General features: G+C 57.8%; 11 protein-coding genes. 4 read left to right on the forward strand and 7 right to left on the reverse strand.

All coding sequences use genetic code 11. The features are described 5' to 3' along the window. Positions 1-294: 294 nt before the first annotated feature. Positions 295-2211, reverse strand: coding sequence for a molecular chaperone DnaK (gene dnaK / locus J3D54_RS04430; protein WP_253416848.1), 1917 nt, complete (start codon positions 2209-2211; stop codon positions 295-297). 102 nt (positions 2212-2313) lie between these two features. After that, a complete protein-coding gene (gene grpE, locus J3D54_RS04435; RefSeq protein ID WP_007900531.1) occupies positions 2314-2880 on the reverse strand; it encodes a nucleotide exchange factor GrpE in 567 nt (188 codons plus the stop codon). A 241-nt stretch (positions 2881-3121) separates the two neighbouring features. Between grpE and recN the strand changes: the two genes are divergently transcribed. Next, positions 3122-4795: a DNA repair protein RecN gene (gene recN / locus J3D54_RS04440; protein WP_253416849.1), complete on the forward strand. Its 1674-nt coding sequence runs from the start codon at positions 3122-3124 to the stop codon at positions 4793-4795. 75 nt (positions 4796-4870) lie between these two features. Here the strand turns inward: recN and fur are convergent, their stop codons facing one another. Beyond that, entirely contained in the window at positions 4871-5275 is a 405-nt protein-coding gene (fur, locus tag J3D54_RS04445) for a ferric iron uptake transcriptional regulator (RefSeq protein WP_003197684.1), read from the reverse strand. Between the two features lie 97 nt (positions 5276-5372). Here fur and J3D54_RS04450 point away from each other — a divergent pair, with 97 nt between their 5' ends. Further along, complete coding sequence (locus tag J3D54_RS04450; RefSeq protein WP_253416850.1) at positions 5373-5900, forward strand: outer membrane protein assembly factor BamE; 528 nt, start codon at positions 5373-5375, stop codon at positions 5898-5900. Positions 5901-5961: 61 nt separating this feature from the next. On the opposite strand, the gene J3D54_RS04455 is transcribed toward J3D54_RS04450, so the two are convergent. The 3 genes from J3D54_RS04455 to J3D54_RS04465 are packed head-to-tail and all read right to left on the reverse strand — an operon-like array spanning position 5962 to position 8114. Beyond that, a complete protein-coding gene (locus tag J3D54_RS04455) occupies positions 5962-6276 on the reverse strand; it encodes an RnfH family protein (RefSeq protein ID WP_253416851.1) in 315 nt (104 codons plus the stop codon). After that, positions 6269-6703, reverse strand: a complete 435-nt coding sequence (locus J3D54_RS04460) for a type II toxin-antitoxin system RatA family toxin (RefSeq protein ID WP_007933502.1) — start codon at positions 6701-6703, stop codon at positions 6269-6271. The genes J3D54_RS04455 and J3D54_RS04460 overlap by 8 nt, the downstream gene beginning before the upstream one ends. A 7-nt stretch (positions 6704-6710) precedes the next feature. Further along, entirely contained in the window at positions 6711-8114 is a 1404-nt protein-coding gene (locus J3D54_RS04465; protein ID WP_253416852.1) for a sodium-dependent transporter, read from the reverse strand. A 118-nt stretch (positions 8115-8232) separates the two neighbouring features. On the opposite strand from J3D54_RS04465, the gene smpB reads away from it, so the two are divergent. Next, the gene (gene smpB / locus J3D54_RS04470; protein ID WP_008029800.1) at positions 8233-8715 is read left to right on the forward strand and encodes an SsrA-binding protein SmpB; all 483 of its coding nucleotides are present in this window, start codon (positions 8233-8235) and stop codon (positions 8713-8715) included. Between the two features lie 40 nt (positions 8716-8755). On the opposite strand, the gene J3D54_RS04475 is transcribed toward smpB, so the two are convergent. Next, positions 8756-9523: an FCD domain-containing protein gene (locus J3D54_RS04475; protein ID WP_253416853.1), complete on the reverse strand. Its 768-nt coding sequence runs from the start codon at positions 9521-9523 to the stop codon at positions 8756-8758. Between the two features lie 262 nt (positions 9524-9785). Here J3D54_RS04475 and J3D54_RS04480 point away from each other — a divergent pair, with 262 nt between their 5' ends. Continuing rightward, on the forward strand, positions 9786-11477 hold the full coding sequence (locus J3D54_RS04480) for a lactate permease LctP family transporter (protein ID WP_253416854.1): 1692 nt from the start codon (positions 9786-9788) through the stop codon (positions 11475-11477). Positions 11478-11546: the final 69 nt, after the last annotated feature.

Consider the following 11546-nt stretch of genomic DNA (forward strand, 5'->3'; position numbering starts at 1 on the left):
TCTTTGCACTCTTAAGGACGTTCGACAAACCTCTCCTGAGCCTCGTCAAACTCGTTGAGCCCCAATACAGGCCCGGACCCAACTCACGTCAATTCAACGATCCTGGTCTTTGATTCGATGCAGCACTTTCGGCGCGGAAAGCAGGAGCATCCCCGGCCATGCCACCAACACGCGAGCGTTGTCGCATGCTGTAAAAATTCGCTAACTCCAGACACGCCAACGCGGGAGCAAGCTCCCGCGCGGCGACATCCTACCAGTCACCGCCTGAAGGCAGTCAACCGGGCGACCAACAACTTACTTGTGGTCTTTGACTTCTTCGAACTCGGCATCGACAACGTCGTCAGCTTTTTCAGCTTTTTCGTCGTGCGGTGCCGCGCCTTCAGCTGGCTGAGCCTGGTCGGCGTACATTTTCTGAGCCACTGGTGCGGAGACCTTCGACAGCTCTTCAACCTTGGCTTCGATAGCAGCCTTGTCGTCGCCTTTAACAGCGGTTTCCAGGGCAACTACTGCGGCTTCGATTGCAGTCTTCTCTTCAGCGCTCACCTTGTCGCCAGCATCAGCGACCATTTTGCGAGTCGAGTGAACCAGGGCGTCGCCTTGGTTACGGGCGCTGGCCAGCTCTTCGAACTTGCGGTCTTCTTCAGCATTCAGTTCAGCATCGCGAACCATTTGCTGAATTTCGTCCTCGGACAGACCGGAGTTGGCCTTGATCACGATCGACTGAGTCTTGCCGGTAGCCTTGTCTTTGGCGCCGACGTGCAGAATGCCGTTGGCGTCGATGTCGAAGGTCACTTCAATTTGCGGCACGCCACGTGGAGCTGGTGGAATCTCGGCCAGGTCGAACTTGCCCAGGGACTTGTTCTGTGCGGCCTGCTTACGCTCACCTTGCAACACGTGGATAGTCACGGCGCCCTGGTTGTCGTCGGCAGTCGAGAACACTTGCGATTTCTTGGTAGGAATCGTGGTGTTTTTCTCGATCAGCGCAGTCATCACGCCGCCCATGGTTTCGATACCCAGGGTCAGCGGGCTGACGTCGAGCAGCAGAACGTCTTTCACGTCGCCGGCCAATACCGCGCCCTGGATAGCAGCACCCATGGCAACGGCTTCGTCCGGGTTAACGTCTTTACGAGCTTCTTTACCGAAGAAATCGGTTACCAGTTTCTGAACCAGTGGCATACGGGTCTGACCGCCGACCAGGATCACGTCGTTGATCGAACCAATCTCGATACCGGCATCTTTCATGGCGATGCGGCAAGGCTCGATGGTGCGCTGAACCAGGTCTTCCACCAGCGCTTCAAGCTTGGCGCGGGAGATTTTCACGTTCAAGTGCTTAGGACCGGTAGCGTCTGCGGTGATGTACGGCAGGTTCACGTCGGTCGACTGGCTCGAGGACAGTTCGATCTTGGCTTTCTCAGCGGCTTCTTTCAGGCGCTGCATGGCCAGCGGATCACCCTTGAGGTTCATGCCGCTTTCTTTCTTGAATTCGTCGACGAGGTAGTCGATCAGACGAATGTCAAAGTCTTCACCGCCCAGGAAAGTATCACCGTTGGTGGCCAACACTTCGAACTGGTGCTCGCCATCGACTTCAGCGATTTCGATCACGGAAACGTCGAAAGTACCGCCGCCCAAGTCGTAAACGATCACGGTGTGATCGCCTTTCGCCTTGTCCATACCGTAAGCCAGTGCGGCTGCGGTTGGTTCGTTGATGATACGTTTAACGTCCAGACCCGCGATGCGGCCGGCGTCTTTGGTGGCTTGACGCTGGCTGTCGTTGAAGTAGGCCGGAACGGTGATCACCGCTTCGGTCACTGGCTCGCCGAGATAGTCTTCGGCGGTCTTCTTCATTTTCTTCAGAATTTCAGCCGAAATTTGAGGCGGCGCCATTTTCTGGCCGTTCACTTCAACCCAGGCGTCGTTGTTGTCAGCCTTGACGATCTTGTAAGGGACCATCTGGATGTCTTTCTGTACGACTTCTTCGTCGAAACGACGACCGATCAGACGCTTCACCGCGTACAGGGTGTTATGCGGATTGGTCACTGCCTGACGCTTGGCCGACTGGCCAACCAGAATTTCGCCATCGTTGGCATAAGCGATGATCGACGGCGTGGTACGCGCGCCTTCAGCGTTTTCAATAACTTTGGCCTTGCCGTTTTCCAGCACGGAGACGCAGGAGTTGGTAGTCCCCAGGTCGATACCGATAATTTTGCCCATGTTCACTCTCCCGAAACTTTGGATTTGGATGCCGCAGCAGTGGTGGCTGACTGCGGTAGCACTTAAACGCTTGACTTCTAAATGGGGGCCTTGCGGCTAATTTCAAGCCTGCTCGTCAATCGAAGGCGAAACCGGTGCAGGTGCCTTGCTGACCACGACCATGGCCGGGCGCAGCAGGCGACCATGGAGCTGGTAGCCCTTCTGAAATACCTTGAGCACGCTGTTTGGCTCGACGTCGGCGCTTTCCTGCATGGCCATCGCCTGGTGATGCGAAGCATTGAAGGGTTCGCCTTCAGGGTCGATCGCTTCCAGGTGATAACGCTTCAGGGTGTCCTGGAACATTTTCAGGGTCAGCTCGATCCCTTCGCGCATCGGACGAATGTTTTCGTCGTCAGGGTTGGACAGCTCCAGACCGCGCTCCAGGCTGTCAATGATCGGCAGCAGGTCGCCAGCGAACTTTTCCAGCGCGAATTTATGGGCCTTTTCAACGTCCTGCTCGGCGCGACGGCGGACGTTCTGCAGATCGGCGGCGACACGCAAAGCCTGATCCTGCGCACCAGCCAATTGCTCTTCGAGCACTTGTACACGAGCCGCCAGGTCTTCACCCGAAGCCTCGGGGCCCTGGTTGGCGTCTAGATTTTGCGTATCCACTGTCTGTTCGTCAGCCATAGATTTCTCCTTCCAATATCGTCCGCGAGCTCAACTCACGCTTCTGCCCCGGTATATGGGGCCGCAAAATTCAGCTTCAAGGGCTATCCGATGATTAGCCCTACAAAAAACAGCTGCATTTTCATTCCCAAGCGCACTAAGGATTTCTTTCAATCAAGCAAATCGACCTAAGAGGGGGCATTGTCAGCCAGAAACAAAACACTGTATAAATAACCAGACCTAAAGCCTGGGAGCGGCCTTTATGCTGGTGCACCTGTCCGTACACAACTACGCCATCGTTGAACATCTCGATCTCGAACTCGATCGCGGGATGAGCGTGATCACAGGGGAAACCGGCGCCGGCAAGTCGATCATGCTCGACGCCCTCGGCCTGACCCTGGGCGATCGCGCCGACAGCGGCGTAGTCCGCCCGGGGGCTGACAAGGCCGACATCCTGGCCACCTTCGACCTGATCGACATCCCCGAAGCCAGCGCCTGGCTGGCCGAGCGGGATCTCGAGAGCGACGGCCCGTGCATCCTGCGCCGTGTAATTACCGCCGAAGGGCGTTCGCGCGGTTATATCAACGGCACCCCCTGCCCCCTTGGCGACCTGAAGGCCTTGGGCGAATTGCTGATTGATATCCACAGCCAGCACGAACACCAATCCCTGCTCAAAACCGATACCCACCGTCGCCTGCTCGACGAGTATGCCGGCGCCACCGACCTTGCCCGCCAGGTGCAACTGGCCGCCCAACGCTGGCGCCAGACCCGCCAGGAGCTGGAGCGCCTCTCCAACTCCGGCGACGAACAGCGCGCTCGTCATCAGTTGCTCAGCTATCAACTCGAAGAACTGGAAAGCCTCGGTCTCGGCGAAAACGAGCTGGAGCAACTGGAGCAGGAACACAAGAACCTGACCAACGCTGAAACCCTGCTGGGCATTTGTCGGCAAGTGGTCGAACAATGCAGCGAAAGTGATTCCGGCAATGTATTGAACGCACTGACCGCCAGCCTCAATCGCCTATCGAGCGTGAATAATTCGATTGGCGCTCTGGGTGAAGCCAGTAACCTGCTGACCAGCGCGCAGATTCAGGTTGAAGAAGCCGTGGGCGAATTGAACCGCTTTCTCGACAACTTCGACGCCGACCCGGCACGCCTTCAATACCTGGAAGAACGCCTCGACGCGATCTACACCCTGGCGCGCAAACACCGCATCCAGCCGACCGAGGTCGCCGAGATGCAACAGAAGCTGCTCGATGAAATCGAAACCCTGAATGCCAACGATGAATCCATCGAACGACTGAGTGATGAGCTGGCCTCCTACGCCCGTCATTATCAGGAGAAGGCTCGGGAGTTGAGCGACCTGCGCCATCAAGCCTCGAGCAGTCTGGCCAGCGCCGTGGAGCAGGAAATCCAGCGCCTGGGCATGCCCGGTGGCCGCTTCACCATCGAGCTGCGCCCCAACAGCAGCGACGAACTGCTGCCCAACGGGCTCGAACAAGTAGAACTGCTGGTGAGCGCCAACCCAGGGCAACCGTTGAAAGCCTTGGCAAAAGTGGCATCGGGTGGCGAGCTGTCACGCATCAGCCTGGCGATTCAGGTGATCACCGCACAGACTTCACGCGTACCGACCCTGGTGTTCGACGAAGTGGACGTAGGTATTGGCGGCCCGACCGCCGAAATTGTCGGTCAACTGCTAAGACGCCTAGGGGAGCGCGGACAGGTTCTGACCGTGACTCACTTGCCGCAAGTGGCGGCGCAAGGTCATCAGCATCTATTTGTGCATAAGGTCCGCGGCGAAGATGCCACGCACACGGCCGTCTCCAAGCTGAGCAAGAATGATCGCGTCGAAGAAGTGGCGCGGATGCTGGGCGGCATCGACCTCACCAAGGAGTCCCTGGCTCACGCGAAGAAAATGGTCGTTACCGCAAAAATCTAAGAAGAGCAGAAAGCACGAAGGCGACCCTGGGGTCGCCTTCGTTCGTTTCGCGAACCTGAAGCTCGCGCGACATGCTTACTTTTTCTTGCGCACGTACAGTACAAGATTGTGATCAACCATCTCGAAGCCGTACTTGTCGACGATTGCTTTCTGCAGCCGCTCGATTTCTTCGTCGAAGAATTCGATCACTTCACTGGTCTCGACGTTGACCATATGGTCGTGATGCTTGCCGTCGTCCAACTCGAAGACCGCATGGCCTCCGTCGAAGTTGTGCCGCACCACAAGGCCAGCTGCCTCGAACTGGGTCAGAACACGGTAAACCGTGGCCAGACCGACGTCCTCACCAGCCTCCATCAGTGCCTTGTAGACGTCCTCGGCGCTCATGTGGCGTTGCTCGGCGGAATCGAGCATTTGCAAAATTTTGACCCGTGGAAGGGTCACTTTGAGGCCGGCTTTGCGTAGTTCGCTATTTTCAACCATGGTCAGCTTTCTCGCGATGCTGCTTCGCAGCTTCTCTTAATGCGGGTATGATCGGCGTTTACGTTGTCCCAGCCAAGATAGTGGAAGTCGCCCACCGATGCAAAACACCAAGCTCTTGCTAACCAGTTTCACCTTTGTGGGACTGCTCGCACTCGCCGGTTGTTCATTCCCCGGGGTTTACAAAATCGACATCCAGCAGGGCAATGTCGTCACGCAGGACATGATAGACCAGTTACGCCCGGGAATGACCCGCCGGCAAGTACGGTTTATCATGGGCAACCCTCTGCTGGCTGACACGTTCCACGCCGATCGCTGGGATTACCTGTATAGCCTGCAACCGGGTGGTGGTGAACGCCAACAGGAACGCATTAGCGTTATCTTCAACCCAAATGACCAACTTGTCAGCCTCTCGGGCGACTTCATGCCAGGCGTGAGCCGCGACGAAGCCATTCTCGGCAAGGACAGCGGCACTACCGTGACCGCACCGGCAGAAAACGCCGAGAAGCCGAAGCCAGAAAAACCGGTCAAGCCAGGCTCGTTGCTGGACCAGATCCAGAAGGACGTGGACAACGTAGAAACTGTCCCAGTCCCGACTCCAGAACCGCTGGAAACCTCGCCGCAATAATTTGCGACGCAATAAAAACCCCGGCATGTCCGGGGTTTTTATTGTCTGGCGTTTAACCGAATCACTGATTCCGGGCTTTGGCCTCGGCCGCTTTGGCTGCACGTAACCGGCGCACTTCTTTCGGATCGGCGAGCAACGGCCGGTAAACCTCGATGCGATCACCTGCCTGAACCTGGCGAATGGCCGGCTCGGCGATCACTTTGCCAAAGATACCGACCGGACAGCTGCCCAGATCCAGTTCAGGGAATTCGTCATTCAGGCCGGATTTGAACAACGCATCCCGCACCGTCGCGCCCACCGGCACCGTTACGCTCAGCAGCACCTGACGATCAACGGCGGCATACACCACCTCGACCTTGATCACCGCCTCAACCATGCATCTGTTTCGCGCGTTGGCAGAATGCGTCCATCAACGTATTCGCCGCCTGATTAAACAAAGGCCCCAACGTCGCACGGACCAGCGGCCCCGAATAGTCGAACGACAGGTCCAGGCTGATCTTGCAGGCCTTCTCACCCAACGGCTTGAACACCCAGACGCCGTGCAACTGGCTGAACGGACCTTCCTCGAGGTTCATTTCGATCGAACGCCCGGGCACCAGGGTATTACGCGTTACAAAATGCTGACTAAGACCACCCTTGGCCACGCCGACGCTGGCGCGCATGAACTCAGGAGAGCTTTCCAGAATTTCGGTCGATGAGCACCACGGCAGGAATTCCGGATAGCGGGCCACATCGTTGACCAGGTCATAAAGCGCTTGCGCCGGATACGGCAGCAGGGCCGAACGTTGAATGTGTGTCGTCATGTCAGCGTTACTTCCACAGCTGGGCGGCAAACACTACAAGAATGCCGATGGGCGCCACATAGCGCATCAAAAACAGGGATAGGGCGAACAACACCGGGCTACGGATCGACAACTCGTCGCGCACCGCTTCACGCCCCATCACCCAACCCGCAAACACCACGAAACACAAACCACCGAGTGGCAACATGATCCGCGAGGTGAAGAAGTCGATCACACCAAAGAAGTCCAGGCCACCGGCTGCTCCCCATTGGTAGAGATGGAACATCCCGCCTTCGTTCACGAAAAACTTGGCTTGCTTCCATATATTGAAAGAAAACACGGTACCCAGGCCGACGAACCAGCAGGTGAATGCCAGCCAGAAGGTGACCCAGGCGCGGCTGATTTTCGTGCGTTCAACCAGGTAAGCCACCATCGGTTCGAGCAGGGAAATCGCCGAACTCCAGGCTGCAATCGCTACCAGTACGAAGAACACTACGCCCATCAACTGGCCGAACGCTACGTTACCGAAGGCAAATGGCAAGCTGACGAACATCAGGCCAGGACCTTCGCTCGGGTTCAGCCCGGCAGCGAACACAATCGGAAACAATGCCAAGCCGGCCAACAGCGAAACAAAGGTATCGAGCAGCGCCACACCGACGACGGTTCCGGAAATCGACGAGTGCTTCGGCATGTAGGCGCCATAAATCATGATCGAACCGACACCCACGCTCAGGGAGAAGAACGCGTGCCCCATGGCCGGCAGCAAGCCATCAAGCACCTTGTCCGGATGGAAGTCGAACATGAAATGCACACCTTCCATGAAGTGCCCCGTCGTCATGCTGTAACCCAGCAGGACAATCACCATCACGAACAGCAGCGGCATCATGATCCGCAGGCTGCGCTCCAACCCGGCGACCACACCCTTGGCGATCACCACTGCCGACAACAGCATGAAAATCGTGTGCCAAAGTGTCAGGCGCCATGGGTCGGCGATCACATTACCGAAGTATGCGCCGACCTGATCAGCCGTCACGCCCCGGAAGTCACCACGGCCCATATCGATGATGTAATCCAGCGACCAACCGCCGACCACACTATAAAAAGAAAGAATCAGCAACGCGGTGATCATCCCGGCAAATGCGCCCCAGGACCACTTCGCCGAATGCCCCGCTTCCAGCGCCAGAACCTTCAAGGCGTTGGCCGGGCTCTGCCGCGCGCGCCGGCCGATCAGGGTTTCGGCCAGCATGACGGGCATACCGATCAGCGCGATACAGGCCAGGAACATCAACACGAAGGCTCCGCCACCGTAGACGCCAACCATGTAAGGGAATTTCCAGATACTACCCAAACCCACGGCCGAACCGGTCGCGGCGAGTATGAAGACCCAGCGGCTAGCCCAACTGCCGTGGACAGAAACCTTGTCTGTCGACATCGTTATCACGCCCAAGCGTTCAAAAAAGAGGCCGCATTGTCCGGGATTCAATCAACCTGCTCAAGCACGTAGCGTCACCGTAGCCGACTCGCGCGCAACTCCCTATAATGCCGCCCCTATGGCTAAACAGAAGAAACACCCAACAGGGACCATCGCGCAAAATAAAAAGGCGCGACACGATTACTTCATCGAACATCGGTTCGAGGCTGGTCTGGTCCTGGCCGGCTGGGAAGTAAAAAGTCTGCGGGCAAGCAAACTGCAACTGGTTGACAGTTACGTACTGCTCAAAGATGGCGAAGCCTGGCTGCTCGGCAGCCACATTACGCCTCTGACGACGGCCAGCACCCACGTTATCGCTGATCCGACCCGCACCCGAAAACTGCTGCTCAATCGGCGCGAGCTGGAGAAGCTGGCCGCTGCCGTGCAACAAAAAGGTTACGCCTGCGTATGCCTGTCCTGGTACTGGAGCAAGCACATGGTCAAGTGCGAGATCGCTCTGGGCAAGGGCAAGAAGGAATACGACAAGCGTGATACCGAACGCGAACGCGACGCCGGTCGTGAATTGCAGCGTGCGGTGCGGAACAAGGGCAAGGAAGAATAATTCTCCTGCCTGATCGTTCCCACGCAAAGCGTGGGAACGATCACATCCCCTTGCGCCGCTCCGCCCGAGCCATGCGCTGCACTTCCTGACGCACTTCTTCCAGCACTTCTTGCACATACAAAATGTGCCGACTGGAAACTTCTCGCGCCTGTTCCGCCCGCCCCTCGATAATCGCCTGATACAACTCCCGGTGCTGCGCAATCAGCATGTCGCGGGTTTCGACGCGCTGTTTGTACATGCCGCCAATGTTGGTCACCACGTTGCGCTTGAGCAGGTCGAACAGCCCGCGAATGGTGTGCAGCAACACTGCGTTATGACTGGCCTCGGCAATCGCCAAGTGAAAATTTGCATCCGCCGCGCCCTCTTCCGCCCGACTCACTTCATCGTGGCGCGAATAGCAGTCCTGCAACTCATCGAACGCCGCCGTCAGTCGCTCACGATCCACATCGGTGGCGCGCAATGCCGCGTAGTAAGCACAGGATGCTTCCAGGGTATGGCGAAACTCCAGCAAATCGCGCTGGGCCTCGGGGTTGCTTTCCAGCAGGTGCAACAGTGGATCGCTGAACGTCGAGCCCAGGGATTCCACCACATAGTTGCCGCCGCCCTGACGACTGACCAGCAGCCCTTTGGCCACCAGTTTCTGAATCGCCTCACGCAACGAAGGGCGTGACACGCCGAACTGCTCGGCCAACGCACGCTCTGCCGGCAGGCGTTCGCCAGCCTTCAATGTGCCCTCGAGAATCATCCCCTCGAGTTGCTCGACAATATCGTCAGACAAACGGCGCTGCCGAATCTGATCAAACCCCATCACTCAATTCTCCACGGTCCCGGCGGCTCGCCGGGCTCTCTATTCTGGCCTATCGGCGCTGCGCCAGCACCTACCAGACGACACTTGATCGAACAGATCAGATGCGTTCTGCACCGCTCATTCGACAAAAGTTTTAGGGCGGCAAATTGACACACCGCCTCCAAGACTTTTACCCTAGCCAACAGCGATTGTAAATTGGTATTACCAATTAACCAAGAACGCTGACCAGTGCCTGACCAACAACAATTAGGGGCCACCCCATATGCAAACCTGGCAACAGCTCTACAGCCCGCTCGGCAGTCTCGGCGCGTCCGCACTCGCGGCCGTCATTCCTATCGTATTTTTCTTCCTGGCTTTGGCCGTGTTCCGCCTCAAAGGCCATGTGGCCGGCAGCATCACCCTGGCGTTGTCGATTGCCGTGGCAATCTTCGCCTTCCAGATGCCGGTCGATATGGCTTTCGCCGCCGCTGGATATGGCTTTGCCTACGGGCTGTGGCCGATTGCGTGGATCATCGTGGCGGCGGTGTTCCTCTACAAACTGACGGTCAAGAGTGGCCAGTTCGAAGTGATCCGCAGCTCGGTGCTGTCGATTACCGATGACCAGCGCCTGCAAGTGCTGCTGATCGGTTTCTGCTTCGGCGCGTTCCTGGAAGGTGCCGCCGGTTTCGGTGCACCGGTAGCGATTACCGCCGCACTGCTGGTAGGACTGGGCTTCAACCCACTGTACGCCGCTGGCCTGTGCCTGATCGCCAACACCGCGCCGGTGGCTTTTGGCGCATTAGGGATTCCGATCATCGTCGCAGGGCAAGTCACCGGCATCGACGCCTTCAAGATTGGCGCCATGACCGGTCGCCAGCTGCCGCTGCTGTCGCTGTTCGTGCCGTTCTGGCTGGTGTTCATGATGGACGGCCTGCGCGGCGTTCGCGAAACCTGGCCAGCTGCATTGGTGGCCGGTTTAAGCTTTGCCATCACTCAATACTTCACCTCGAACTTCATTGGCCCGGAACTGCCGGACATCACCTCGGCGCTGGTCAGCCTGATTTCCCTGACACTTTTCCTGAAAATCTGGCAGCCAAAACGCGCTGCAGGCGCGCACATCGTCGGCGCCGTCTCGGCGTCCGTGGTAGCCAGCGCCGGTGGTTTCGGCCAACCGCGTACCACCGTCGCGTCGCCTTACAGCCTGGGGGAAATTTTCAAAGCCTGGTCGCCGTTCCTGATCCTCACCGTATTGGTCACCATCTGGACGCTGAAACCGTTCAAGGCGATGTTTGCCGCCGGTGGCTCAATGTATGGCTGGGTGTTCAACTTCGCGATCCCGCACCTGGATCAAATGGTGATCAAGGTCGCCCCGATCGTAACGACCCCGACAGCGATTCCGGCGGTGTTCAAGCTCGATCCGGTTTCCGCGACCGGCACGGCGATTTTCTTCTCCGCACTGATCTCGATGCTGGTGCTCAAGGTCAACATTAAAACTGGTCTGACCACTTTGAAAGAGACGTTCTACGAACTGCGCTGGCCGATTTTGTCCATCGGCATGGTGCTGGCCTTCGCCTTCGTCACCAACTACTCGGGCATGTCTTCGACCATGGCTCTGGTATTGGCTGCCACCGGTGCGGCGTTCCCATTCTTCTCGCCATTCCTCGGTTGGCTCGGCGTGTTCCTGACCGGCTCCGATACCTCGTCCAACGCGCTGTTCAGTTCGCTGCAAGCGACCACCGCGCACCAGATCGGCGTCAACGACACCCTGTTGGTGGCGGCGAACACCAGCGGCGGGGTGACCGGCAAAATGATCTCGCCGCAATCCATCGCCGTGGCCTGCGCCGCGACCGGGCTGGTGGGCAAAGAATCGGATCTGTTCCGCTTCACCCTCAAGCACAGCCTATTCTTTGCAACGATCGTCGGCCTGATCACCTTGGCCCAGGCTTACTGGTTCACCGGCATGCTGGTGCACTAAGCACTACACGCCACACGGAAAAAACCGACGCTGGGTTACGCCCCCGGCGTCAGCTATTCACAACCGGGT

This window comes from Pseudomonas sp. GGS8, from assembly GCF_024168645.1.
Classification (GTDB): Bacteria; Pseudomonadota; Gammaproteobacteria; order Pseudomonadales; family Pseudomonadaceae; genus Aquipseudomonas.

Bases quoted from the DNA above. Each gene is read 5' to 3' on its own strand.
- J3D54_RS04450 (WP_253416850.1), top strand. From the start codon at position 5,373: ATGCAAAACACCAAGCTCTTGCTAACCAGTTTCACCTTTGTGGGACTG.
- J3D54_RS04475 (WP_253416853.1), bottom strand. From the start codon at position 9,523: ATGGGGTTTGATCAGATTCGGCAGCGCCGTTTGTCTGACGATATTGTC.
- J3D54_RS04460 (WP_007933502.1), bottom strand. From the start codon at position 6,703: ATGACGACACACATTCAACGTTCGGCCCTGCTGCCGTATCCGGCGCAA.
- smpB (WP_008029800.1), top strand. From the start codon at position 8,233: ATGGCTAAACAGAAGAAACACCCAACAGGGACCATCGCGCAAAATAAA.
- recN (WP_253416849.1), top strand. From the start codon at position 3,122: ATGCTGGTGCACCTGTCCGTACACAACTACGCCATCGTTGAACATCTC.
- J3D54_RS04465 (WP_253416852.1), bottom strand. From the start codon at position 8,114: ATGTCGACAGACAAGGTTTCTGTCCACGGCAGTTGGGCTAGCCGCTGG.
- J3D54_RS04455 (WP_253416851.1), bottom strand. From the start codon at position 6,276: ATGGTTGAGGCGGTGATCAAGGTCGAGGTGGTGTATGCCGCCGTTGAT.
- J3D54_RS04480 (WP_253416854.1), top strand. From the start codon at position 9,786: ATGCAAACCTGGCAACAGCTCTACAGCCCGCTCGGCAGTCTCGGCGCG.
- dnaK (WP_253416848.1), bottom strand. From the start codon at position 2,211: ATGGGCAAAATTATCGGTATCGACCTGGGGACTACCAACTCCTGCGTC.
- grpE (WP_007900531.1), bottom strand. From the start codon at position 2,880: ATGGCTGACGAACAGACAGTGGATACGCAAAATCTAGACGCCAACCAG.
- fur (WP_003197684.1), bottom strand. From the start codon at position 5,275: ATGGTTGAAAATAGCGAACTACGCAAAGCCGGCCTCAAAGTGACCCTT.